This window comes from Cyanobacterium aponinum PCC 10605 (assembly GCF_000317675.1).
GTDB lineage: Bacteria > Cyanobacteriota > Cyanobacteriia > Cyanobacteriales > Cyanobacteriaceae > PCC-10605.
In genome coordinates this window covers 3,279,701-3,305,707 of record NC_019776.1, presented here as the reverse complement: position 1 = coordinate 3,305,707, position 26,007 = coordinate 3,279,701, and the positions used below count along the sequence as shown (strand labels likewise).

General features: G+C 37.5%; 17 protein-coding genes. 8 read left to right on the top strand and 9 right to left on the bottom strand.

All coding sequences use genetic code 11. The annotated features are described in order from the left end of the window. Positions 1-211 precede the first annotated feature (211 nt). Positions 212-1,246, bottom strand: coding sequence for an RNA-guided endonuclease InsQ/TnpB family protein (locus CYAN10605_RS13825; protein WP_241212767.1), 1,035 nt, complete (start codon positions 1,244-1,246; stop codon positions 212-214). Between the two features lie 169 nt (positions 1,247-1,415). On the opposite strand from CYAN10605_RS13825, the gene CYAN10605_RS13820 reads away from it, so the two are divergent. The 4 genes from CYAN10605_RS13820 (at position 1,416) to CYAN10605_RS13800 (ending at position 7,799) form a co-directional block, all read left to right on the top strand. After that, positions 1,416-2,006 carry a GUN4 domain-containing protein gene (locus CYAN10605_RS13820; RefSeq protein WP_015220564.1) on the top strand — a complete coding sequence of 197 codons (591 nt, stop codon included), beginning with the start codon at positions 1,416-1,418 and terminating at the stop codon, positions 2,004-2,006. Between the two features lie 281 nt (positions 2,007-2,287). Continuing rightward, positions 2,288-3,706, top strand: coding sequence for an efflux RND transporter periplasmic adaptor subunit (locus CYAN10605_RS13810; protein WP_015220563.1), 1,419 nt, complete (start codon positions 2,288-2,290; stop codon positions 3,704-3,706). 254 nt (positions 3,707-3,960) lie between these two features. After that, a complete protein-coding gene (locus tag CYAN10605_RS13805; protein ID WP_015220562.1) occupies positions 3,961-5,166 on the top strand; it encodes an HhoA/HhoB/HtrA family serine endopeptidase in 1,206 nt (401 codons plus the stop codon). 395 nt (positions 5,167-5,561) lie between these two features. Further along, entirely contained in the window at positions 5,562-7,799 is a 2,238-nt protein-coding gene (locus CYAN10605_RS13800) for a CHASE2 domain-containing protein (protein WP_015220561.1), read from the top strand. Between the two features lie 106 nt (positions 7,800-7,905). Here CYAN10605_RS13800 and CYAN10605_RS13795 read toward each other — a convergent pair whose 3' ends face one another. The 5 genes from CYAN10605_RS13795 to proA form a co-directional block, all read right to left on the bottom strand. Beyond that, positions 7,906-9,210, bottom strand: a complete 1,305-nt coding sequence (locus tag CYAN10605_RS13795; RefSeq protein ID WP_015220560.1) for an ABC transporter substrate-binding protein — start codon at positions 9,208-9,210, stop codon at positions 7,906-7,908. An 847-nt stretch (positions 9,211-10,057) separates the two neighbouring features. Next, positions 10,058-10,888, bottom strand: a complete 831-nt coding sequence (locus tag CYAN10605_RS13785) for a thermonuclease family protein (RefSeq protein WP_015220559.1) — start codon at positions 10,886-10,888, stop codon at positions 10,058-10,060. A 309-nt stretch (positions 10,889-11,197) separates the two neighbouring features. After that, complete coding sequence (locus CYAN10605_RS13780) at positions 11,198-11,902, bottom strand: SIMPL domain-containing protein (RefSeq protein WP_015220558.1); 705 nt, start codon at positions 11,900-11,902, stop codon at positions 11,198-11,200. A 260-nt stretch (positions 11,903-12,162) separates the two neighbouring features. Continuing rightward, positions 12,163-14,031: a biosynthetic-type acetolactate synthase large subunit gene (gene ilvB, locus CYAN10605_RS13775; RefSeq protein WP_015220557.1), complete on the bottom strand. Its 1,869-nt coding sequence runs from the start codon at positions 14,029-14,031 to the stop codon at positions 12,163-12,165. A gap of 348 nt (positions 14,032-14,379) precedes the next feature. Continuing rightward, entirely contained in the window at positions 14,380-15,684 is a 1,305-nt protein-coding gene (gene proA / locus CYAN10605_RS13770) for a glutamate-5-semialdehyde dehydrogenase (RefSeq protein ID WP_015220556.1), read from the bottom strand. Positions 15,685-16,209: 525 nt separating this feature from the next. On the opposite strand from proA, the gene dnaK reads away from it, so the two are divergent. The 3 genes from dnaK to CYAN10605_RS13755 all read left to right on the top strand — a co-directional run bounded on the left by dnaK (position 16,210) and on the right by CYAN10605_RS13755 (position 21,251). Further along, entirely contained in the window at positions 16,210-18,387 is a 2,178-nt protein-coding gene (gene dnaK / locus CYAN10605_RS13765; RefSeq protein WP_015220555.1) for a molecular chaperone DnaK, read from the top strand. A 396-nt stretch (positions 18,388-18,783) separates the two neighbouring features. After that, on the top strand, positions 18,784-19,029 hold the full coding sequence (locus CYAN10605_RS13760) for a four helix bundle protein (protein ID WP_015220554.1): 246 nt from the start codon (positions 18,784-18,786) through the stop codon (positions 19,027-19,029). 470 nt (positions 19,030-19,499) lie between these two features. Next, complete coding sequence (locus CYAN10605_RS13755; RefSeq protein WP_015220553.1) at positions 19,500-21,251, top strand: succinate dehydrogenase/fumarate reductase flavoprotein subunit; 1,752 nt, start codon at positions 19,500-19,502, stop codon at positions 21,249-21,251. 272 nt (positions 21,252-21,523) lie between these two features. Here CYAN10605_RS13755 and CYAN10605_RS13750 read toward each other — a convergent pair whose 3' ends face one another. The 3 genes from CYAN10605_RS13750 to CYAN10605_RS13740 form a co-directional block, all read right to left on the bottom strand. Next, positions 21,524-22,006 (bottom strand): chemotaxis protein CheW, encoded by a 483-nt coding sequence (locus CYAN10605_RS13750; protein WP_015220552.1) that lies wholly within the window; start codon positions 22,004-22,006, stop codon positions 21,524-21,526. A 203-nt stretch (positions 22,007-22,209) separates the two neighbouring features. Next, positions 22,210-24,459: a glycoside hydrolase family 57 protein gene (locus tag CYAN10605_RS13745; protein ID WP_015220551.1), complete on the bottom strand. Its 2,250-nt coding sequence runs from the start codon at positions 24,457-24,459 to the stop codon at positions 22,210-22,212. Positions 24,460-24,835: 376 nt separating this feature from the next. Beyond that, positions 24,836-25,288 carry a PEP-CTERM sorting domain-containing protein gene (locus tag CYAN10605_RS13740; protein WP_190275001.1) on the bottom strand — a complete coding sequence of 151 codons (453 nt, stop codon included), beginning with the start codon at positions 25,286-25,288 and terminating at the stop codon, positions 24,836-24,838. A 208-nt stretch (positions 25,289-25,496) separates the two neighbouring features. Here CYAN10605_RS13740 and CYAN10605_RS13735 point away from each other — a divergent pair, with 208 nt between their 5' ends. After that, positions 25,497-25,976: a WecB/TagA/CpsF family glycosyltransferase gene (locus CYAN10605_RS13735; RefSeq protein WP_041922904.1), complete on the top strand. Its 480-nt coding sequence runs from the start codon at positions 25,497-25,499 to the stop codon at positions 25,974-25,976. Positions 25,977-26,007: the final 31 nt, after the last annotated feature.

The following is a 26,007-nucleotide window of genomic DNA, read 5'->3' as shown; positions in this document are numbered from 1 at the left end:
TTTAATTACCATCTTAGACTGTGTTCATCCTTCTACATCTTCCCTCTAGCTCCTCACCGCTTAATCCCTAGCAGTTACGGCTACATTTGTGGTCTGCATTCCAACTGTTTCGTTACCTACTCGGTTGTGACCGCACTCTAATGAGTGTTTTACACGAGGGCTGGTGGTAGAAATCACCAGAGGACACGGTGTCCCGTACCAGTTGACCAGTTCAGGTCGCACCAAGGAAACTAGCTTTAGAAGTGTAAGCCTCTGGTAATTCGACAAATTTAAGACCGTGTTCATCACACAATTGATGGATGCGGTCTTTTATTTTAGCCATTGGGATTTGCACAAAAGATTGATTATTTTTCTTGCCGATATTTACGGATTGCTTTTGTCCCTGATTCCATCCAAAGACAATTGTACCTATGCGATGATGACGACAAAAATTCACAATATATCTAGCAGATTTATTAATGAAATCACGCATTTGACGATTGCGTATTTCGGTAGTACGAGCCAAATCATCTGACCAAAACCCTTGGGGCTTTCCTTCTTTTAGTTTTGCAACTTTCTTGTTATACCACTGATTAAGGCTTTTTGCTTTTTTGCCATCAATGATGAATGATTTACCTATATTAGTAACACAACTAAGGGCATTTCCTATACCATGATCCATTGCCAAAACCTTTTCAGGATCATTTTTTTGCATTACTATTTCTTTTTCGTAAACATATTCTACATAGAAAACACGATTACGAGGGACAATGCGAAGTTCTTTGATGGTAGAGAAAGATAAATTGGTAGGCATAGGAAGAAAGAACTCACTCAGCCCAAACCATCTAGTAACGGTTTTCCCTAATGGCAAACGAATCTGATTACCCCGTAGTTTAAGGGCTTGTTTCGGATAGGTTAGACCACAAAAACCACCTTTCTTTCTATACTTTGGAGGACGGGGTTTATCTGTTATCGTCTTTTTATGATATTGTTTTTGCAACTCATAGTAAGATTTAAAGGATTCTGTCACCGATAACAACAATTGTTGAGCAACCTGTGAGTAAAGAATCCGATAGTGATTGTTGCTTTTCAGTAGTTTATTGAGATCAAATTTTTTCAGGTATCGCCTCCCTTTAAACCATAATTGCCTTCCTAGATATACTCCGCAATTATGGAGCTTATTTGACTCCTCGCATAAAAACTCTAGTATTGCTAGTGAATCAGGGTTCGGATTGATCAGATTTTGCTGACATCCATAATTCTTCATTGTATAGCACTACATTAATTGCTGATTGAACTTGTATTAAGATATTACCACAAAAAGAGTAGGATACAATGGGAGACTCAAGTCTCCTTAAGCCTTTCATCCCCTGATTAAAATCTAGGGTTTTTCAGGCTATTCATTTATAATTCACAAAAAATCACTAATCGGCAAAATGAATATTAAAGCTCTGATTTTCTCAGCTATTATTTCTTTTTCTTTTGTTTCTCTTCCTCATCAAAATTCCTTCGCTCAAAGCGACTTGTCTGAAAGTAGTAGTAATCTGGTTTCCCCTGAAACTAAGATAGATTACAGCAACTTAGAAAATTATCTCAAAAATAAAGAATGGCGTGAAGCCAACAATGAAACAAGAAATATCATTCTATCAGCAACGGGTAGAATGGATATTGGTTGGGTAAGAGAGAATGATTTAAAAAAAATTTCCTGTGAGGACTTAAAAAAAATTGACGATTTATGGTACACAAATTCTAATGGTAGGTTTGGTTTTCGAGTACAGTTACCTATATATATAGAAACAGGAAATCGACCGGGTAAATTAATTGCTGACGATGCGTATAATCGTTTTGGGGATCGTGTTGGTTGGAGAAAAGATAATGATTGGATTATTTTTATTGAAAACTTGAACTTTACTGATAACGCTCCCATTGGACATTTACCGAATCCTCGCTCTGAATATTCCGTTACGGGGGGGCGACTAGCTTATTCGGTTTTAGCAGAAAGAATGGTGCAATGTAATCTTAATTAACATCAGTTTGGCTTAAGAATATCTGATTTAGTTAGGTATCAAGGTTTTGGGTGTGGGGGGATGAGGGAGAAATGAGTTCGGAGTTATTAACTATTCACCTTTGCCCTCCCCCCTCTCGAGGGGGGAGAAAGGGGGGTTTGCCCATTGCCCTTTTCGCCATCACTCAGAGACGCAAATTTATCCCGAAATCAGGCATCGTTGAATTTATTTTTTCAATCCGATATTTATCGTTAAAATCACAATAGACGCAATTATAAAACAACAAATATATATGAATTTTTATGAATAAAAAGACTTTTTTTCGTCACAAAATGTTAACTTCCATTTCTTTAATCACACTTTTAACTTATGGATGTGGCAGTGAAAATAGTTCTGCACCTCAACCGAAAGCAATACCCGTTTCCACAACGGTTTTAAATTCTTCTACTCTGATCGATAGTACGGAATTTGTTGGTTCTTTAGAGGCAGTGGAAAGGGTTAATTTAGCCCCTAAAATTAACGGTAGAATCATGAATATCTTTGTGGAGGAAGGGGCAATAGTTAATCGAGGACAATTAATTGCTGAGTTAGAGCCAGAACAACAACAAGAAGATGTAAATGCGGCAACAGCTAATATTCAAGCTCAAGTTGCCGCTTATAACCAGTCATTGGCGGATTTAAGACAGACTGAGGCTCAAAGAGATAGTAGTTCGTCAGATGTTGCTCGTTTAAAAGCCTCTGTTAGTAGCGCCCAAGCTAATTTAAAAACGGCGGAGGCAAATCTTGAAAGTGCGATCGCAGATTTAGATTTAGCTCAAGTTAATTATGAAAGGTCTGTTTTTTTGGTTGAACAAGGAGTGTTACCGAAACAAGATTTAGATGATAAAACTAGAGACTTAAATAGTAGCAAAGCTAACGTAGAAGCCCAAAGAAAAACTGTTGATGCTTTTAGGAGTAATGTTGCATCAGCCCAAGAAGCCTTAAAATCGGCTCAAAGTAACTTCGCGGCGGCTCAAGAAAGAGTTGAATCAGCAAAAGCTAATGTTGCTCGTTCTCAGGCAAATATTGAAGAAGCTCAAAGCAATAGGGGAAGTATTGAACAAAATCTTGCTTTTACAAGACTTATCGCTCCTATTGACGGTAGAGTGGGAGATTTTCAGGAGTTTAAACTTGGAGATTTTCTAAATGTAGGACAAACACTAACAACGATTACTAATAATAGAAGATTCCATCTTAATTTGAATATCCCCACAGAGAATATCGATAATCTTCGTTTAGGACTTCCTGTTGAAATTATTAAGACTGATGGTGGTGTAGGAGTCAGAGGGGCAGTAACTTACATTGCACCTTTAGTCAATCAGGATAATCAGTCTATTAATATTAAAATTACTTTTGAAAATGATGGTACTCTCAAAGATCAACAATATGTAAGAACTCGTTTAATTTGGGATACAAAACCTGGCATCTTAGTTCCCACTAATGTTGTCACCAGTTTAGGGGGTCAGAAATTTGTTTTTGTTGCCCGTGAGGGAAAGTCTAATGACGATAAAACAACGATGATGGCTCACCAAGTACCAATTCAAGTACAAGGTATTCAAGGGCAAGATTATCAGGTTACATCGGGAATTCAACAGGGCGATCGCATCATTACTAATCGTATCTTAGACTTACGAGATAAAACTCCTATTAGTCTTCAAGAAGTCACTAGCCAAGTAAATTGAAAATATTTCAGCGTTGCTGAATTAAGCTATGATTTTTAGTTTGGATCGGAAATGGGGAATAAGCAATGGGCAAAGGAAGAATTAAGAATTAAGAATTAAAAACTCCAAACACTCATTACTTTTTTCTAAAACCTGAAACCTGAAACCTGAAACCTGACACCTAACCTTATCCGATATTCTTAAACCGAACTGAAGTTATGTTAAATTGGGAGAAGCCCTTGAACTAAAAAACACCCTAATTAAAGTTAATTTAGATGAATAAATTAATTAGCCAAATTTTCGTTTCTAGTAGCTTATTAATCATGGGTACAGCATTGGGTGTTTGGGGTAGTCGTCAGTTAGCAACCTTAAATCAATCTTCTGTATCTGATACCATCCCCCCTGAAACATCCCTTCAACCCGTTGCTAATTCTGTTTTTCCTCCTTTTAAACAATCTTCACCTCAAAAACAAGGTAATTTTAATTTCATCTCAGAAGTAGCTCAAAAAGTTGGTCCTGCGGTGGTCAGAATCGAGGCAACTCGTCAAGTTTCTTTTAATAATTCCGAAAATTTTGAACATCCTTTATTTAAACATTTTTTCCCAGAGCAAATACCTTTTGAACGTACAGAAAGAGGTACAGGTTCAGGTTTCATCGTCAGTGATGATGGTCTGATTATGACTAATGCCCACGTGGTGGAAGGAACTTCTTTTGTTTCTGTATTGTTACCTAGTGGCAAAACCTATGAGGGGAGAGTGTTAGGAATTGATTCTATGACTGATGTTGCAGTGGTTAAAATAACAGCCGAAAATTTGCCGACAGTGATACTGGGTAAAGCAAAAAATTTAATTATTGGGGAATGGGCGATCGCAATTGGTAATCCTTTAGGTTTAGATAATACAGTCACAGTGGGCATCATCAGTGCTAAAGATAGATCTAGCAGTGAAGTAGGAGTGTCAGACAAAAGAGTTAAATTTATTCAAACAGATGCCGCAATCAACCCCGGTAATTCAGGAGGACCCCTTTTAAACGCTAGAGGGGAAGTAATTGGCATTAACACGGCAATCAGGGCAGATGCGCAAGGATTAGGCTTTGCTATTCCCATTGAAACCGCTTCTCGCATTGCGGAACAACTCTACACCACAGGAAAAGCATCTCATCCCTATATCGGCATTCAAATGATTACTCTTAACCAAGATACTATCAAAAATGACAATATTCCTCAAAATTTGGGCTTTGAAAATGTACCAGAAAAAGGGGTATTAGTCGTCAAAGTAATGGAAAATTCTCCTGCTTCTCAAGCGGGTTTTCTCCCCGGGGATGTAATCAATAATGTTAATAATATAGAAGTTTTGACCGCACAAGATGTACAAGAACAAGTAGAAATTAGTACCATAGGAGAAGTAATACCCATAAGAATCGATCGTCAAGGGAAATTTATCACCCTAAAAGTTTATCCTGCGGAATTTCCCATCGAGTAATCATATTTGGCAAACAGTAAAGGGCAAAGGAAAAATGGCTCTATCAGTTTGAGTATGTAAATTATTAGTTAAGGTAGGCTGAAAGGCAAGAGGCAATAGGCAATAGGGGATTATTAAATAATAATTTATAAACTATTAGTTTTTATTTTACTATAAACACTATTTAATAAAGGTTATGGAAGTCCTGTTTCTCTTAATTCATCATAACCACACTCTGAAGAACCGGAAAAATTAAGAATTAAGAATTAAAAACTCCGAACACTCATTACTTTCTTCTAAAACCTGAAACCGTCAAACCTGACACCTTATCCCCCTAACACCCTGAAACATCTTTCATAAAGGATAAAATAAGAACAATTAAATATATAAAATAATTTACTTATTCCCCATTAGCAGTGATTAGTCAAAAACAGTTGCAATCTTTTTTCTGGCAATGGCGTGGTGTTTGGGTTGCAACTCCCCTTATCTGTATTGCAATTATTCTCACCCGTTACTTGGGTTTTTTTCAACCCTTAGAATTATTTGCTTATGATTTATTAATCAAAATGCGTACTTCACTACCTCAAGATGACAGGATAGTAATTGTGGGGATTGGCGAGGAAGATGTAGAAAAAATAGGTAGTGCGATAATATCCGACGAAATTTACGCTAATGTAATCCAAAATCTGCTTAAACAACAACCTATCGCCATTGGTTTAGATATTTATCGGGATGTTCCAATTCCTCCGGGTACAGATAAACTGAGTCAATTGTTTCGGGAAAATCAAAATATTGTCGGTATTGAGAAAATGGTGGGGGATACACGTCAATATCGAGTTAAGCCGAATCCGATTCTCAAGGAAAAAAAACAGATTGGTTTTAATGATGTCATTTTAGATCCAGATAACAAAATTAGACGGGCGTTATTAGCTTTACCTGACAAACAGGCTTTCAGTCTTTCCATGTATTTAGCTTTACTTTTTTTACAGAAAGAAAATATTAACTTGACTACTGTGGGGGAAAAAAATTACTGGCAATTAGGCAATACGGTATTTATTCCTTTGGAAAAAAATGACGGTAGTTACGCTCAAGCAGATAGTGGCGGTTATCAAATTTTACTTAATTATCGAGATAATGTGAATCACTTTGACACCGTTAGTTTACTTGATGTTTTGGAAAATCGCATTCCTTCTGATTGGGGTAAAAACAAGATTATTCTGATCGGTTTTGTGGGAGAGAGTTTTCAAGATGTTCATTTAACTCCTTATACTAACTCTCCAGATCAAAGAATGCCCGGAGTAGAAATTCATGGTCATATTATTAGCCAGATAATAGACAGTGCCAAGGGAAATCAAGATAGTCGCACTTTAATCAAGACATGGAGTGAAACTAAAGAAAATTTATGGATTATTTTTTGGACATTACTAGGTGCGATCGTGACATGGAATTTGCGTAAATCTAGTAATTTTCGTCAAGGAATCGTTATTTTTGTTGGTATAGAATTTATTTTAGTCGCTATTGTTTATTTTGCTTTTCTTGCTAACTGGTGGATACCTCTTTTACCTCCTCTAACAGGATTAATTGCTGTGGCAGGGGGAATAACTATCTATACCGCCAGAAATGCCTCTAAAATACGTTTTACTTTTGGGCGCTATTTAAGTACTGAAATTGTCAATACATTACTCGAAAGTCCTCAAGGAGTGAAGTTAGGAGGAGAAAGACGCACTATAACAATTCTTACTTCTGATTTAAGAGGATTTACGGCAGTTAGTGAACAATTACCCCCTGAAGAAGTGGTTAAAATTCTTAATTTCTATCTTGGTTACATGGCAAATATAATCAGTGAGTATCAGGGGACAATTGATGAATTTATGGGGGATGGTATTTTAGTTTTATTTGGAGCTCCTATTAGTCGAAATGATGATGCAGACAGGGCTATAGCTTGTGCGATCGCAATGCAATTAGCAATGAAAGAAATTAATCAACAAATTGAAATATGGGGTTATTCACCTCTCAAAATGGGAATTGGTATCAATACAGGAGAAGTGGTTGTCGGTAATATTGGCTCAGAAAAAAGAACTAAATATGGAATTGTCGGCAGTGAAGTAAATTTAACTTATCGCATCGAATCTTATACCAAAGGTAGAGAAATTTTAATTTCAGAAAAAACCCTACACAGTCTTAGAAACGAGGTACAAATAGCAGAAACGAGAGAAGTATCCCCGAAAGGAGTAAAAAAACCGATAACGATTTATAAAATTATCAGTATCAAAGGTAAATACTCTCTTTTCTTACCTGAAATAGAAGAACAAATTATTGACATTAATGAAGAAATAAAAATCAAATACTCTCCTCTCAATGACAAAGACATTACAGAAGATATTTATCAAGGAAAAATAGCCAAAATTATTATTAAAGATATTGAAATAGGGGCAATAGTTCAGGCTAATTGTAAAGAGAAATTTTTACCTAATCCATTAGATAATTTAAAACTAAACTTCACCAATTGGGCTTATCCAGATGATTTTTATGGAAAGGTAGTCATAAACAATAGAGAAGATAGTTCTTTCAAAATTTATTTTACCTATTTGCCACCTCAAATAGAACAAAAATTATTTAATTTACGCTTATCTGTCATGGATAAAAAAAAATAATTCATCATACTAATTAACCTTATCCCTATACTTCTATAAGATAAGGTTAGTCAACGTTTTGTTTTAAGGGCTTTAGCCCTTAAAATGTCGATTATAGTCAAAGAGTCTATTGAACAATCGGAGAAACCTTATCAATAATTTCTATACTTCCATCAGGTTGCACTTGCCAAACATCATAAACACCCACAACGTCACCATTCTCATCAATATCAACATTTCCACTAGCCCCTTGATAATTGATTTGTTCCCCATTACGTAATAACTCCATCGCCTGACAAGGATCAGTTACTTCTGTACCCTCACCGCCAGACACTTCTCGAATTTTACCCTTAATTGCCTCACCAGAGTTTTCTCCCGCCGCCTGTGCCGCCAACATCAACAATATAGTTGCATCCCAAGTATGAGGAACAAAAGCGGTGATTGGTGTATTATTTGTTCTTTCTGCCCATAAATTCTTAAAGTCTTCTAATGCCTTTCCATCTGCTCCCGGTACTGTGCCTAATGCCCCTGCAATAATAGAATTACCATCTGCTGTTTTTCCTACTTGTTTTGTAAAATCTTCTGAATAAACCCCATCTGTAAGTAATACAGTTACCCCGTTAGTTAAACCTTGTTTAAAAGCCGCTTGTAACAACAAACTACCTGTTTCTGCATATAAAACACCTGCCACTGCTTGGGGATTATTGGCAAAAGTTGCACTTGCCTCACTATCTAGTGTTACAGCTTTGGGATCATATCGTACAGGATTACTGCTATTTAGTACTGTACCTCCTAAATCTTGAAAAGAGTTAACAAATTCTTGCTCGAATGCTACTCCATAGTCATTATTAATAACAACAGTAGAAACATTTTGAAACCCTTGTTTTTTTGCTAAAGCCGCTAAGGCTTGTGCTTGATAAGTATCAGGGGGAGCAGTTCTCGCCCAATAACCGTTAAAATCCCCTGTTTTTGCTCTTTGTGTAAATATAGGACTGGTACTACCGGGAGAAATCATCATGACATTATTTCTGACTGCCACATCTAAAGCGGCGGTAGAAACGCTACTAGCAAAAGCGCCCACAACTCCTGCAACCTTATCAACTTCCGTTAATTTTGTCATTGCCGCACTACCCGCAACTGGATCAGTTTGACTGTCTTCTTTCACCAAAGTTACAGGTTGACCATTCACGCCACCACAAGCATTGATAGTATCCACAGCTAATTGCACAGCAGTGGGCATATTTTGACCGATGGAAGATAAATCTCCCGTAATGGGTAATAATGTTCCTACTTTCAGGGATTCTGCACCAGATGTAGTATTAGCGTTATTCCCTGAATCTTCTGTATTTGTTCCTAGTAAACCGCAACCAACTGTTACCCAGTTCAGACTAATAAATAAACTTAAAAATAATCTAATATTGGTCTTTTTCATAATTTTTATCTATTTTTTGTTAGGTTTAAGCCTTGATCATATCAGATGCAATTTATCGTTGCTAATTTATTTTGCTTCTCTTACTTTGAGTATGTAAATTATTGGTTTAGGTAGCGGATTTGAGGAGCAGGGTTTTTTCATTCTCAAAAATGTCAATTTTTGAAACTAACAAATAGTAACAGATACAGGAGTTTTTAAGTATTAATTAATCAATTATTAAGAAAAAACGCTCCCCTCTACTGTGGGAGAGGGGTTGGGAGTGAGGGCAAGATAATTTTGCCCTGACTTTGAAAAAACCCTGTTTGAGGAGAGGGAAACCACCGTATTTTCCCTTTGAAGGGGAGAAGGGAAAAAGAGAATTATTTAACAATAGTTGATAAACTTTTAATTTTTGTTTTGCTATAATCTCTGTACAGTATGATTTATATAAATTATTTTCTATTGTCATAGGTGCTGTAAAAGAACCTTTATTTTTTACCTCAGTTCGGCATAAGAATATTAAATGAATATGGCTCTGTTAATTTGAGTATGTAAATTATGGGTTAGGGTAGGCAACAGGCAATTATTAAATAATAATGGCTCTATCACTTTGAGTATGTAAATTATTAGTTAGGGTAGGCTGAAAGGCAAGAGGCAAGAGGCAATAGGGGATTATTAAATAATAATTTATAAACTTTTAGTTTTTTTTACTATAAACACTATTAAATAAAGGTTATGGAAGTTATTTTTTATTAATTTATCATAACCACTGTAGAAGAACCATAAAAATTTATAAACATGATAGAAGTTATTTTCTGCCAATTTATCATAACCACTTTAGAAAAGTCACATTATTATAAAATTTTGGTTATAGATAAACTAAATCTTCTGGTAGTTCTGATAACTTAAAAAAATGTTCATCCTGAATGATAATATCTCGAAAAAGTTTCTTTCTTTTATTTGGTAATATTAGTACTTTTTCTGATTTTACTACTGAATGTTTAAAATAATCTAAATTATCACTTGTTTCTAAATAACTAACTAAACGTCGAAATAACTTAGGGAGAATAATTACTGTTTTTTCTTCGTCGAAAAGATCCCAAACATTAAATCCATGATTAGTTAGATCAAATTCCCACAAACCTTTTTTGTTTTTTCTTGCTTGATTAACTGCCCAAGTCATTTTTTTTCTTAATGTTGGTGCAATTCCTCTGTAATAAGTGGGGTAAGATTGCCCTGATAAAAGACTTTGATAATTGACTGATTCAAAAAATAAATTAATTGGTAAAAAAAATTCTTCTCCATCAGGATGATCTATTTCACCTTTGAAAACAAATGCTAAAGGACGACCATGTTGATCTGTTTTTTTTACTAGGATAAAACCCTCTATTTTGTCTTGAGCGGAGATTATTATATTTTTTTCTTCGTTCCATTTAACCTCGTCTATTTCTAATGATTCTAGGAGAAAATGTGCGGCGTTCAAAGCCCATTTTACGCTTTGTTGACACTGACGGAAATGAGTTTCTAAACTGTCAATTCCTATTAGTCTTATCTGTGCATGATTTTCTTCATTCAACTCAGGAGAGATACCTTGTAATTTTGACCAATGTTCTAAATTATATGCTTGAAAACGAATGGAATCGCCATCTGGAGAATAACCAACTACATGAAATCTTCCTTTTATTAATATAAAAGCCATCTACCTACGTTATAAAATCAGAACTTATATAGCAATCCTAAATCATTTGTGATAATTGATGCTCACTCGCCTTAAAAATATGGATTCTTTGGCGACAAAAGACTATTTTTCTACACTTTTTTCTGATTTCATTATATTTAAAACCCTTGTTTGAAAAGAATTTTGATTTCCAACTGCAAACCCCAATTATCGCTCCACTTCCAGAAATTTGTCTATTGCTAATTACTAATTGTTAATTATCTTTATCCCTTGCCTCACCATAACTAGGGAATTTTATCTCGAACTCAGGTTAATTAAAATTTGTTACTGCTAATAACGAATTTGCAAAGTTACAGAAGCAGAGACTGTTTGTTCGCCACCAACAACAGGGGTATTAGCGACACTGGCATCCATTGCACTACGCATTTTGGGCATCATTACAGGATTAGGACTATTTGCCCCATTAACATTAATAGTCACAATCTCTTGAGCTGTTAAGTTAAGGGTTTGTAAAATAACATTTGCCTGTTTTTGTGCCGATGCTGTTGCTTTAACTAAGGCTTTTTCTTGAGCAGATGCGATCGCATCTTCTTCGGCGGAGAGAGTCACATTATCAATACGAGTGGCACCCACTTTGACACTTTCATCTAAAACAGCACCAACTTTGTCGATGGGTAACTCAAAACTAACAAGATTAGTGGCAACATAACCGATTAATTTTCTCTGATTATCGTTATAACTATAATTCGGACTTAATTGAATACCGCTAGTTTGCAGTCTTTGCACAGAACGAGATTTTAACAAGTTTACTAAAGAGTTACTTTTTTGGGCTACCTCCTCTTGAACTTGAGAAGCATTTTCTCCTTGGATTTCAACCCCTAACTGTACATTAGCAATGGTAGTAGGTATTCTTTCTATACCCTCTCCTGTAACAGTAATCGTTTTTAACATTTGTTCTTGTGCTAAAACTGGTTGCATTGAAAGTAAGCCAAAACAACCAATAGTAAGAAGCAATTTTGATTGATTAAATAACATAAAGAATTAACAATGAATAATTTAAGAGGTGTTAGGTTTCAGGTTTCAGGTTTCAGGTTAATTAACGTCAGTTCTGGTTAAGGCAATTTTATTGTTATTTCTAAGAAGCTATAAGGTTTTCCGACTACGAGTTGGGATGCTTTCAGCTTATCCAAAACTCAGGTTAATTAAAATTTCTTCTCACCTATTACTTATTACTTATTACTTATTACTTATTACTTATTTATTTCCGACTATTCCTCAATTCCCTGAACTTTGAATTATAACTTTGTGCCGCACTCAGAGCAAAAATTACTTTCTCCAGAGTTACGAGTACCGCAATTAGTACAAACTTGTACTTCTAAATGTTGTTTTTCTGGTGCTTTTTTCGGTAAACCTAACATTTGAGCATTACTTTTACCCGGAGCAACCATTGGATAACAATTTTCATCCCGCTTAACATGAACATCTAGTAACACAGGACCATCATGTTCCAACATAGATGCGATCGCACCTTTTAACTCATCACGATTACGAACAGTAATACCTTTGACCCCAAAAGCCTGAGCTAAGAGTTCAAAATTAGGCATTCCTGTGGCCATATTAGAAGCAGAATAACGTTCTCCATAAAAAGTTTCCTGCCATTGACGAACCATACCTTGCCAACCATTGTTGATAATAACAGTTTTGGCTTTGATGTTGTATTGAGCTAAAGTAGCTAACTCCTGTAAATTCATTTGGAAACTAGCATCGCCACTAATACAGATAACATCTTCATCGGCTAAAGCAACCTGAGCCCCCATAGCCGCAGGCAAACCATAACCCATAGTGCCTAAACCTGCACTAGAAATCCAACGGCGAGGACCTGTTTTCAAAAATTGTGCTGACCACATTTGATGTTGTCCTACATCAGTTGTATAGTAAGCATGAGGTGCTTGACGACCAACTTCCACAATAACCTCTTGAGGAGACAGAGCGTCTTCCGGATGGGGTACAACTAAAGGATAATCTTCTTTCCATTTATCAATGCGTTTTAACCAATCTTGAGTTAAGCCATCTGTGTTGGGTAAATCTAATTCTCTTGCCCGTTGCAACATTTGCTCTAAAACTTGACGCACATCCCCCACAATAGGCACATCAGGACGACGATTTTTACCCACCTCCGCAGGATCAATATCAATATGAATAACTTTAGCACGGGAAGCAAATTCATCTAATTTACCCGTTACTCGATCATCAAATCTCGCACCAACAGCAATTAGTAAATCACACTCACTTACCGCAAAATTAGCGTAGGCAGTGCCGTGCATTCCTAACATCCCCACAGAAAGAGAACTGTGTTCATCAAATGCACCTAAACCCATTAGAGTAGTAGTTACAGGAATTTGGAAAAGTTCAGCTAATTCCTTAATTTGAGCATGGGCATTAGATAAAACAGCACCGCCCCCAACATAAAGTAACGGTTGTTTTGCTTCACTAATCAAATCCAAAGCCGCACTAATTTGGCGGGGATTTCCTTTGACAGTGGGACGATAACCCGGCAATTTTACCTCTCCGGGGTTAAGAGGTTGATAGTAAAACTCCTCTAAACCCACATCTTTGGGAATATCCACTAACACAGGACCGGGTCTGCCTGTACTAGCAATATGGAAAGCCTCGGCAATAATCCAAGGAATATCGGCGGCATTACGAGCAACATAGGAATGTTTAACAATAGGTAAGGTGATACCATAAATATCAGTTTCTTGAAAAGCGTCAGAGCCAATAGCCGCTCTGGTCACCTGCCCTGTAATAATAACCATAGGAATAGAATCCATGTGTGCGGTGGCGATACCAGTCACTAAATTGGTTGCTCCAGGTCCAGAAGTTCCAAAACAAACCCCAACTTTACCAGTGGCACGAGCATAACCATCCGCCGCATGAGCCGCCCCTTGTTCATGTCTGACAAGGATATGTTGCAATTCGCCTTTAGCCTCAAAGCGGTATAATTCATCATAAATAGGAAGAATAGCCCCTCCGGGATAACCAAAAATATGCTTTACCCCATGACGGCAAAGACTATCCATTAAAGCATAAGCCCCTGTACACTTGATAGGGACTACATCAGAAGACGACAAATTGACAGGGGAAGTAGTGTTAGAAATTACCATATATCTTATTTCTCTCAACGAATCTGCGACTGTATCTATACTTTCATTTTAGAGTCACCCACAGATTAGAAGATTAATTTTTGTTCATAGATTACATATTTAACATTAATTCTAGGTTAAATTCTTTACACTATGCAAGATACGCTCTCATAAATCAAGTTTTTCTGACAAAAAGGTTTAGAGAGTTAAGATTTAGGAAAGAGGTATCAGGTATCAGGTTGCAGGTGTGAGGTTGTTGAGAGGTTGAGGTATTTGGATTTTGGGGTGTTTAGGGATTAAGGTGTTAGGGAAGCGTGTTAATTGAACTCTTTTGCCTTTTGCCTTTTGCCTGTTGCCTTATCTTAATGACTAATTGAAATCTAAATCCTTATGAGTGAAAGGTTTAGCATTGATACCACTATAATCGGCGGCGATTTGTCCTTGTCCTCTTAATTTGTATTTATATGTGACTAAGCCTTCTAAACCCACGGGACCTCTAGGAGGCATTTTTTGAGTACTTATGCCTACTTCTGCACCAAAGCCATAGCGGAAACCGTCAGCAAAGCGCGTTGAGCAGTTATGATACACTCCTGCTGAATCCACTTCATTTAAGAATTTCTCCGCATTATCTAAGTTGGTTGTTACAATACCATCGGTGTGTTTTGAACCGTATTTATTTATATGTGCGATCGCATCTTCTATACTATCTACAATCTTAAGTGCGAGAATTAAATCGCTATATTCAGTCCGCCAATCATCTTCTACTGCTTTTTCACAGTCAATAATTTTGCGGGTGGCTTCATCTCCTTTCAGTTTTACTCCTTTTTCTTCTAAGGCTTGGGCAATGGCAGGTAAAAATTGAGATGCGATTTTCTCATGGATTAGTAGAGTTTCGATAGCATTACAAGCGGCAGGGTATTGAGTTTTTGCATCGACAGTAATTTTGACGGCTGGTTGTAAATCAGCAAATTCATCGATAAATAGATGACAAATTCCATCAGCATGACCTAAAACGGGAATTTTGGTATTTTCCTGCACGTAGCGGACAAATTCGTTAGAACCACGAGGAATAATTAAATCTACATATTCATCTAAATCTAAAAGGGCTTTTATTTCTTCTCTAGTTGTCAAAAGTTGCACTGTATAAGGATTAACTTCCGTTTCTTGTAAGGCTTTTTGGATAATTTCTGTTAACACAGTGCAGGTGTGCAGAGCTTCTTTTCCCCCTTTGAGAATAACCCCGTTGCCAGATTTAATCGCTAAACTAGCAATTTGAATTAAGGCTTCTGGACGGGCTTCAAAAATTACTCCTAAGACCCCGAGAGGACAAGATACCCGCTCTAAAACCAAATTTTGATCTAATTCTCGTTTCAGGGAAATACTACCTAAAGGATCTCTTAATTTTGCCACATCTCTAACACCAGCGATCGCACTTTGTAATTTTGATTCTCCCAACTTGAGACGGGCATATAATGCAGAAGATATATTATTTTCAGCTAAACTACAGTCTTTTTCATTTGCTTTCACAATTTCTTCTTTCCGCTCAGTCAAAGCAGATGCGATCGCATTTAAAGCAGTATTCCGAGCAGATTCCGATAAAGTGGCAAGATGGTGAGCGGATGTTTTAGCTTGAGTCGCAATAGTCAATAAATCCATAGAATCAGAGGGAGGCACAGAAATTATAAAAAACAACAAAAAAAGTATAACTCAATATCATGTTATCTTAACCTGAGTTTTGGATAAGCTGAAAGCATCCCAACTCGTAGTCAGAAAACCTTATAGCTTCTTAGAAATAACGATAAAATTGCCTTAATGCAAACTGACTTAAACAAGGGGCTTAAGCCCCTTGCTAAAAACCCCTACCACCTGCAACCTGCAACCTGCAACCTGACACCTAACCTTATCGGGTATTCTTAAACCAAACTGAGGTTATCTTAGTTCGCAGTGTTGGAGAGAAAGAAGAGGAGGGGAGATGAAGGGAAAGAGAGATGGAATTAAAAATTAATTATTTTTTCTTAACCTAAAACCTGCAACCTGCAACCTGAAACCTAAAAACTGAGATGTTTTTCTTAAAGAACAAGATTTCAGTATTCTGAAGTTAGTGCAAGATCTAAGTAAAATAGATACGATTACATAGTAAATTAGAAAAAAGCCTCAACGGGGCGCAGTAGTGCAACAAACTGGAGAAAAAAACTAGCAATGGGAAGAGTCGTAGGTATAGACTTAGGTACAACCAACTCAGTAGTAGCTGTTATGGAAGGAGGGAAGCCTCTGGTAATTGCCAATGCCGAAGGTAGTCGCACCACTCCCTCTGTGGTAGGTTTTAACAAAGATGGTGAGTTAGTGGTTGGGCAAATGGCAAGACGACAAGGGGTATTGAATCCTCAAAATACTTACTATGGTATTAAGCGCTTCATGGGGAGAAGATACGGTGAATTGAGTGAAGCTAGTAAACGTGTTCCTTACACTATCCGCCGTGATGAGATGGATAATATTAAAATTCGTTGTCCTCGTCTCAAAAAAGAGTTTGCCCCCGAAGAAATCTCGGCGATGATTTTGCGTAAACTGGCAGAGGAGGCGGAAAGGTATTTAGGAGAAGAAGTAACGGGGGCGGTAATTACTGTACCTGCTTATTTTAATGATAGCCAACGTCAAGCCACAAAAGATGCCGGTAAAATTGCTGGTTTAGAAGTATTAAGAATTGTTAATGAACCAACGGCGGCTTCTTTAGCTTATGGTTTGGAGAAAAAGAGTAGTGAGAAGATTTTGGTTTTTGATTTGGGAGGTGGTACTTTTGATGTTTCTATCCTTGAGGTGGGAGACGGAGTTTTAGAGGTAAGGGCAACCAGTGGTGACACTCAGTTGGGGGGGAATGATTTTGATAAGAAAATTGTTGACTACTTGGCGGAGCAATTTTTAGAAACAGAGGGAGTGGACTTAAGGCGCGATCGCCAAGCCTTGCAAAGGTTAACAGAAGCGGCGGAAAAAGCAAAAATAGAACTGTCAGGGGTCAGCACCTCAGAGATTAATTTACCCTTCATTACGGCTACCGAAGATGGACCTAAACATATAGAAACCACACTTTCTAGGGCGAAATTTGAAGAATTATGCGGAGATTTGGTATCCCGTCTCCGTCGTCCTATTATTCGGGCTTTAAAAGACGCAGGATTGTCCCCTGTGCAAATCGATGAGGTGGTATTAGTAGGTGGTTCAACCCGTATCCCGATGGTGCAGGAATTAGTACGGAGTTTTATTGACATCGAGCCTAATCAAAATGTTAATCCTGATGAAGTTGTGGCGGTGGGAGCGGCGGTTCAAGCAGGAATTTTGTCTGGAGAGGTCAAAGACATATTACTCCTTGATGTGACCCCTCTATCTATTGGTGTGGAAACCATTGGAGGAGTAACCAAAAAACTTGTACCTCGTAATACAACTATTCCTGTAAGAAGATCAGATGTTTTCTCCACTTCAGAAAATAATCAAACCTCGGTGGAAATCCATGTGGTACAGGGTGAAAGGGAAATGGCTTCGGATAACAAATCTTTGGGGCGTTTTAAATTAACAGGTATTCCTCCTGCACCTAGGGGTGTACCTCAAGTGCAAGTATCTTTCGATATTGATGCGAACGGTATTTTGCAGGTGATTGCGAGGGATAAAACCACTGGTAGGGAACAAAGTATTATTGTCCAAGGAGCTTCTACTCTTTCTCAGTCAGAAATTAATCGCATGATTCAAGAAGCTGATGAGTTTGCTAGAGAAGATAGGGAAAGGCGCGATCGCGTCGAAAAGCGTAATCGGGCAAAGGCTTTGACAGATCAAGCACAAAGAAGACTAAGGGAAGTTACCCTCGACTTTGGTAGTCAATTCACTAATCCTTACCGTCGAGATATAGATAATCTTTGTCGGGAGATATTAGATAGTTTAGAACAAGATGACGATCGCCGTTTAGATCGTTCTCAAGCGGATTTAGAAGATGTTTTATATGAATTAAATCGAGAAGTCCGTTTGCAGTATAACGATGAGGAAGAAGGCTTTTTCGAGTCCATCAAAAAAACTTTTATCGGTGATGATGACGACGATTTTGACTATAATCCGCGCGATCGTCGGAATGTTTACCGCAATAGCCCTGATACAACTCTTTATGGTGGTAAAGTGAACCCTAGTCGTGATTCCCGTAGAGATTATCGAGATCCCTATTCTCCCCCTCCTGCGAGTAATACCCCTTACAGTGGTAGCAGTGTTTCTCGTCCCACTCCCCCTCCCCGCACTCCTTCCCGTCGCTCTCCTGATTATCCCCCAGAAAGAGGCTATCGTGTAAGTAAAGATAGAGAAATCCCCTATGAAAATGATTGGAATGATGATGATGATTGGTTTTAATAACTGACGTTACGCACTTATTGATGTGTTAAGTTAAGGGAGGTTTCAGGTTTCAGGAAATAATCTGACGGGGAGACAATGAAACTGCAGTGAGGGTAGGTTTTAGGTTTCAGGTTTCAGGTTGCAGGTTTTAAATACATGAACAGTATTTTGTCTTTACGAAATAAATAGCCCGACATATTATCTCAAAATGTTGATAATCCAATAGTTTTGCCTATTATTTGAACCATTGAGTAAATAGAGATAATGATAAATATTAGTGGAGACAAAACCTAACACCTAACACCTGCTACCTGCTACCTATAAGGTTTTTAGAGTTATTGTCCCCCCTTAAGGGAAATAATAAAAATGATTGAACTAAAAAGTTATCGAGATTTAACGGTTTGACAAAAATCAATGGATTTGGTAGTAATATGTTATCAATTAACTTCTCTATTTCCCAAAACAGAAATTTATGGTTTAAGTAGTCAAATACAAAGAGCCGCAGTTTCAATTCCTGCCAACATCGCAGAAGGAAAAGGGAGAAACCATTTGGGTGATTATATTCGTCATCTTTCTATGGCAAATGGCTCACTCAAAGAATTAGAAACTCATTTGATGATTATAGGACGATTAGGCTATCTTAACCTGAGTTCGGGATAAATTTTCATCTATGAATGATGGAGAAAAAAAGGCAAAAGGCAAGAGGCAAGAGGCGAACCCCCCTTTATCCCCCCTCAAGAGGGGGGAGGGCAAAGGAAAAATTAAGAATTAGGAATTAAAAACCCCGAACACTCATTATTTGTTACTCATTACTTTCTCTCAACACCTGCAACCTGCAACCTGAAACCTGACACCTACCCTTATCCAATATTCTTAAACCGAACTGAGGTTATCTTAAAGAGCAAGAATTAAAAGTTACTTTAAACAAATGTGAGGAAATTGGCAGAATGTTACATAGTTTAATCGAAAAACTAAGTCAAAATAAAAAAGGGTGAATTTTTCTGACTTTAAACCTGACACCTGATACCTCAAAACAACAACTAATTATCTTTTTGCGTAACATCAGTTAATAATAAAATATAGAAAAAGTTAAAACTCGATCGCACCTAGTAAAAAAAGGGAAAGCCAAAATGTTCAAGCATGATGTATTTATTGTTGGTGGTGGTTTAGCAGGATGTCGTGCGGCATTAGAAATCAAAAAACAAAATCCAGCCTTAGATGTTGCTTTAGTGGCAAAAACTCACCCAATTCGATCGCATTCTGTGGCCGCACAAGGGGGTATCGCCGCCAGTTTAAAAAATGTTGATCCCGATGACGGATGGAAAGCCCACGCCTTTGACACTGTTAAAGGTTCAGACTATTTAGCTGATCAAGATGCAGTGGAATATCTTACCAAAGAAGCACCAGAAGTAATCATCGAGTTAGAACATTTAGGAGTGTTATTTTCCCGTTTAGAAGATGGTAGAATTGCCCAGAGAGCATTTGGAGGGCATTCTCATAAACGCACCTGTTACGCCGCCGATAAAACAGGTCATGCTATACTCCATGAATTAGTCAATAATTTACGCCGTTTTGGTGTCACCATCTACGAAGAATGGTATGTGATGGAATTAATTTTTGAGGGGAAAGAAGCCAAAGGGGTAGTGATGTTTAACATCGGTGATGGGCGTTTAGAGATAGTTTCTGCAAAGGCGATAATGTTTGCTACGGGGGGCTATGGTAGGGTATTTAATACCACTTCTAATGATTATGCTTCTACTGGAGATGGTTTAGCCATGAGTGCGCTCACCAAAGGTGCGGCTACGCCGAACGCATCTTTACCCTTAGAAGATATGGAATTTGTGCAGTTTCACCCAACGGGATTGTATCCTGTGGGAGTATTAATTTCTGAAGCAGTGCGAGGAGAAGGGGCATATCTACGCAACAGCGAAGGGGAAAGATTTATGGCACGTTACGCCCCCAATCAGATGGAATTAGCACCCCGTGACATTACCTCCCGTGCGATAGTGATGGAAATTCGAGCAGGAAGGGGTATTAATCCTGACGGTAGTAGTGGCGGTATTTATGTTCATTTAGACTTAACCCACATGGGTAAAGAAAAGATAATGAGTCGTGTACCGTTTTGTTGGGAAGAAGCTCATCGTTTAGTGGGGGTTGATGCGGTAACTCAACCCATGCCTGTGCGCCCAACTGCTCATTATTGTATGGGGGGGATTCCCGTTAATACCGATGGTAGAGTGAGACTTAATGGAGAAGAATTGACAGAGGGATTTTTTGCGGCAGGAGAATGTGCCTGTGTATCAGTGCATGGGGCGAATCGTCTTGGTAGTAATTCTCTCCTTGAATGTGTGGTTTATGGTAGAAGAGTAGGACGTGCGATCGCATCTTATGTTTCCAATCGTAATTTACCTGACATTGATGAAAAGAAATATTTAGCTAAAGCGGAAAAACGCATTAAAGATTTACTAAACCAAAAAGGTAATATTCGCATAAATAGTTTGAGACAGGAATTTCAAGACTGCATGACGGAGCATTGTGGCGTATTTCGCACTGAAGAAGTAATGGGAGAGGGATTAAGTCGTATTCAGAACTTAAAGGCTAAATATAGTCAAATATATCTTGATGATAAGAGTCGTTATTGGAATCAAGAATTAATCGAAGCCCTTGAATTACAAAATATCATGATAGTAGGTGAAATAATTTTAACTTCCGCCTTTCATCGTCAAGAAAGCAGAGGGGCGCATTCACGGGAGGATTTTCCCGGCAGAAATGATCAACAATACTTACAACATACCCTTGCTTACTATTCTTCGAGGGGAGTAAAAATTGATTATATGCCCGTTGTAATTAATATGTTTGAACCAAAGGAAAGAAAATATTAGGCGTTAACCTGAGTTCAGGATAAATTTTTATCTATGAGTGATGGCGAAAAGGGCAATTAGTGAATAGTGAATAGTGAATAGTGAATAGTTGATAATTAAAAACTCCGTTCACGATTGAAAGGAATGTACAAGCACAGCGAACTCTCTTTTACCCCTAATACCCTAACCCTCTACTTCTCCCTCTCCCCTCATCCCCTAAACATCCTGACACCTGCAACCTGAAACCTGACACCTACCCTTATCTGATATTCTTAAACTAAACTGAAGTTAAATTAGGTGTTAGGGTTAATTAATTCATCTGGATCAAGTAAGAAAATAGTTTTTTCCTCTTCATTTTCCCTAAAAACAGCTACATGGGAGGCAATTTTAAGGGTGTCTGCTCGACGATAAGAAGGTGGTAAAATTCTAATCACATTTAAGGGAACATCGTATAATTCTGGAGTTTGAGAAATAACAATTCCAAAAGTTTCACCACCGCTATTTTTCACTAATAATAGATATTTTTTTCCTTCTGTGGATAATGCTTGAGGAGAGTTAAATAACTTTTTATGTAAATCAACAACGGTAATTTCTTTATCGCCTAAATTGACTAAACCAAAATGATTTAAACCACTACCAAATATTTGATTATAGTTAACCACTTTTTCCACTGCATCGATGTGTAAGGCAGTATTAAGATTACCAATAGAAAATACTAGCAATTTTACTTTTTCCGTACTCGAAGATGGTTGATTTGGTAAATTAGCGGTATTCATAAGAGTTAACTATTAGATGTTGGAGAATGACAGATAATGAGTAATTAAGGAAAGGGCAAAGTTAAAAGGGCAAGGGGCAAAGGTGAATAGTTGAGAATTAAGAATTAAGAATTAAGAATTAAGAAATCTGAACACTCATTAATCATTACTTATTTCCCCATCCCCCCATCACCTCATCTCCCTCTCCCCCAAACTCTAAACTCCTATGGTACTTGAATACAGATAGGATGTTCTTGGGTTAATGCTTCCTTAAATTTACCATTATCTGCTAAGACTGCGACTAAATATATTTTTTGATCTGGGTCAACGTGCAGATTTTTCCAAGGGAAAGCAATCTCTAAAGCGCGATCGAGTGCTATTCTTACTTCACAATGACGGGAATGCCATTTAAAATCCCCTCCAGCTTCCTCTAACCAACAGGTTTGAGAGGGAATATGAATTCCCAAGTGATAGCGGAAATAGTGGTTAACAGGATCTTTATCTGGTACATCTGCTAAAGGTAAACCGTTATTAGAACCTACCACATCGGCAAAATACCAAGCTAAATGAAGTTCTGAGGGTAAATCTTTGCCAGAGTTTATGCCCTGTTTTAAGTCAAAACGAAGATAGAAACTGAGGTGATTCCAACCGTAGAAAATACGAGGAATAACGCTACTGCGGTGCATAGTACCCCTTGAGCCGCCAATAATAATTTTACCTGCTCTTTCCCAATCTTCATCTTCTCCTTGTCCATCAATGGGGGGATGAATAAAGCTACCGGGGATATAGTCTTCTTCTTGTTTTCTCGGTTCTGCTACTGGTTTGTAGAGATATTCGGGTACAGGCTCTTTTAAGGCTTGATAAAGGGCGATTAAATGTTCCCTGAAAAGTTGATCAAACATATCATCATGGCTGGAGTGATGGGGATCGCCAAACCACCAAAACCAGTCTGAGCCTTCGGCGGCGTAGAGGGCTTCCCATGCTTCTGGGTTAGTTGTTTCTGTGGCTTCAGGATGTTTGGCAAGGGTTTCTCTGGCGGCTTGGAGGTATTCCCATGCTTTATTTTTATCGGGATCTCCAATCCATGTGGTGAAGTTTGCGTCAATCCATGAACCTGTATGGAGGCGATCGCGTTTAATTACTTCGGTGGGGGGGAATTTATCAATAAATTCAGAAACAGTGACTAATTGTATATCCTCTTGACGAGATAGTCTTTCATAGAGGGTTTCTAAGAAAATTTTGCCATCCTGCTCGTAAAACTCCCAGCAGTTTTCTCCGTCTAGGGCAATGGTAACTAACCAAGGTTGTTCTAAACTGGTTTGATCCTCTTCTTGCTTACTTTTGAGACGACGGGAAATGGCTTCTAAATGTCCGATTAAATCCTTTGCCGCATTATCCGCAGTCATCGAACCATAAGAAAAACCTATCAAATCTGATAAACGGTGATCTCTAAATACTATGCTTAAATCGCCGTTCTCCGTCTCTAAACGATAAGGACGATATAATCTATCAGGATCATAAACATTGCCCGTCTCATCCCGATAGAAGTAATGTTCAATGGATATTCCTAGCACTCCCTCATCAGAACATAACCAGTCAAATCCCCTTTTTGCCACATGGGGTAAAATAGTCGGACTTACTGATTGTTCACTAGGCCACAAACCACGAGGCGATCGCCCAAAACGTTCTTGATACATAGCCAAAGCCTTATCCAAATGACGAGGAATATCCTCCTCCCACTGGAAACGCACAGAAGGTAAACGCATTTTTGGTACTGCCACCTGTCCAGCATTAGTATCCGCTAACAAAGGTAAGATAGGATGAGTATAAGGAGTGGTTGTAACTTCCAATTGTCCTGCATCCTGCATCTTTTTATGTTGAGGTATGATGCGACTAATTATTTCCCTTTGCTTTTTCCAAATATTTCTGCGATCTTCTAAATTAAAACGTTTACCCTTTCTTAACCAACCTGCAATTTCTGGATCATCCCAAAAAACAGGATCAATCCATGCTAAGTTATGCCACGCTAAAACATCCGCATAATCATTATCCTGCCAATTTTTTAAACACCATTTTGTCCCCAAATCATGACGCTCTTGATACAGTTCATCATAGCGACGATGAGGGCGAATCATATGGTAATGATTAGCATCGAAAAAGTGATTAATAATAAATTCTTTTTGTTGTATCGTTAGTTGGGAAACCGCCGTCAAACTTAGAGCTAAATAGGGATCTAAAACATCTCCCTTGGCGTAATCCTCTAACTGCAACATTAAGGAAGGAACTAGGTTAACCGTTTGATGTAACTTTGGATATTTCTCAAGAATTAACATCAAGTCCAGATAGTCTTTTGTCCCATGTAATCTTACCCACGGCAAACGATATTGACCACCGAAATCATGATTAGAGAGACGAGACTTATAGAGTGGTTGATGTTGATGCCAAATAAAGGCTACATACAGGGGATGAGACATACTAATTCGCCTGATAGATAAATAATCGTTATCAGTTTATCTCAAATAATTGATAATTGACAATAGTAGATGTTGAGAAGGATACAGCCATAACAATATTCTTCGTGGTTCATTTTGGTTTTTGCTAACCGATGTTACTCATAAACAAGATTAGTTATTGACCAGAGGTGTTAGTAGCAGTTTTTAAGGTTTAGCGAGGTAATAAGTATAAATCAGGAGTCAGAAGTTTTTTACTATCAACTATTCACTAAATAAGGGCTATATTACTTATAATATTCACTTTAGATTTTGTTATCCAACAGATGTAAAATCATCTATAGAAAAACTTATTAACTATCAACAATAACCGAAGTATAAAAATTTAAAAAATAATGCTTTAACCCTCTAATTTTTGTTTTTGTTTACTTTTAAACAAACCACCTAATCCTAATGCTAATCCAGTTCCCAAAATAGTTAAAGGCTCAGGTACGGGTTGTGGAGTTTTTGCAGAAGTATATATGGTGAAATGAGATAGTCCAGGGCCTGGCTTGTAATTACCTTTCAAGATACCATCTGTATTCCAATTTAGACCAGCACTGTCTAATAGATAAGCACTAAAAGTAGGACCTCCTTTCAAAATGGCCATAATATCAAACGAATTGAAATCTATACCTGTTAAACTCCAAGTGCTAGAAGTGCCTCCTCCATTGACTGTTAATCCATTACTTGTTCCGCTATCTCCGTCAACTTTTGCATATTGAGTCCAATTGCTAACATTGAATAGTCCGCTTAAATCTTGATTTTCGTTATTTCCTGCAAAAGCACCCTCACAAGCAATTGAAACATCCAAATCACTCAAACTACACATTGTCGTATTAGCAATAGCCAGTGTCAGAGCATTGACCTTATCAGAAGATAGCCCCAGTAAACTCAGTAATATTGTTGATGAGGCTATTGAAACGGATATGATACTATTAATTCTCATTTAAATCTTTAAATCAAGGCTTTTCTATCTAATCCATATATTCAAACAAAATCGTGCAATTATTTTAAGCCTTATGGAAAAAATTAATTTTCTCAATATCACCATCAATAATGTATCTTTATCAGAACTACTAACCGAATTAAGTACAAAAGGAGGGTTAATTGTAACTCCAAATGTGGATCACCTTGTTAAACTACAAACAGATTCTAGTTTTCTTAAGGCTTATCATCTTGCTGACTATGTAGTATGTGATAGTAAAATCCTTCAATATGCGTTGAAACTGTTAGGAAAACCAATAAAAGAGAAAATATCAGGCTCAGATTTATTTCCTGCTTTTTATAATTACAATCGAGATAACAAAGACATTAAAATTTTTCTCCTTGGAGGTATGGAGGGAGTAGCTGAGAAAGCAAAGAATAATATCAATCAAAAAGTAGGCAGAGAAATGGTTGTTGAGGCTTTATCTCCTAGTTTTGGCTTTGAAAATAACGAGGCAGAATGTCAAGAAATCATCAAAAAAATTAATGAATCAGAAGCAAATGTTTTAGCTTAATTGGCGAGAAGCCTCACGCCTAATTTTCGAC

Bases quoted from the DNA above. Each gene is read 5' to 3' on its own strand.
- CYAN10605_RS13825 (WP_241212767.1), bottom strand. From the start codon at position 1,246: ATGAAGAATTATGGATGTCAGCAAAATCTGATCAATCCGAACCCTGAT.
- CYAN10605_RS13820 (WP_015220564.1), top strand. From the start codon at position 1,416: ATGAATATTAAAGCTCTGATTTTCTCAGCTATTATTTCTTTTTCTTTT.
- CYAN10605_RS13810 (WP_015220563.1), top strand. From the start codon at position 2,288: ATGAATAAAAAGACTTTTTTTCGTCACAAAATGTTAACTTCCATTTCT.
- CYAN10605_RS13805 (WP_015220562.1), top strand. From the start codon at position 3,961: ATGAATAAATTAATTAGCCAAATTTTCGTTTCTAGTAGCTTATTAATC.
- CYAN10605_RS13795 (WP_015220560.1), bottom strand. From the start codon at position 9,210: ATGAAAAAGACCAATATTAGATTATTTTTAAGTTTATTTATTAGTCTG.
- CYAN10605_RS13785 (WP_015220559.1), bottom strand. From the start codon at position 10,888: ATGGCTTTTATATTAATAAAAGGAAGATTTCATGTAGTTGGTTATTCT.
- CYAN10605_RS13780 (WP_015220558.1), bottom strand. From the start codon at position 11,902: ATGTTATTTAATCAATCAAAATTGCTTCTTACTATTGGTTGTTTTGGC.
- ilvB (WP_015220557.1), bottom strand. From the start codon at position 14,031: ATGGTAATTTCTAACACTACTTCCCCTGTCAATTTGTCGTCTTCTGAT.
- dnaK (WP_015220555.1), top strand. From the start codon at position 16,210: ATGGGAAGAGTCGTAGGTATAGACTTAGGTACAACCAACTCAGTAGTA.
- CYAN10605_RS13760 (WP_015220554.1), top strand. From the start codon at position 18,784: ATGGATTTGGTAGTAATATGTTATCAATTAACTTCTCTATTTCCCAAA.
- CYAN10605_RS13755 (WP_015220553.1), top strand. From the start codon at position 19,500: ATGTTCAAGCATGATGTATTTATTGTTGGTGGTGGTTTAGCAGGATGT.
- CYAN10605_RS13750 (WP_015220552.1), bottom strand. From the start codon at position 22,006: ATGAATACCGCTAATTTACCAAATCAACCATCTTCGAGTACGGAAAAA.
- CYAN10605_RS13745 (WP_015220551.1), bottom strand. From the start codon at position 24,459: ATGTCTCATCCCCTGTATGTAGCCTTTATTTGGCATCAACATCAACCA.
- CYAN10605_RS13735 (WP_041922904.1), top strand. From the start codon at position 25,497: ATGGAAAAAATTAATTTTCTCAATATCACCATCAATAATGTATCTTTA.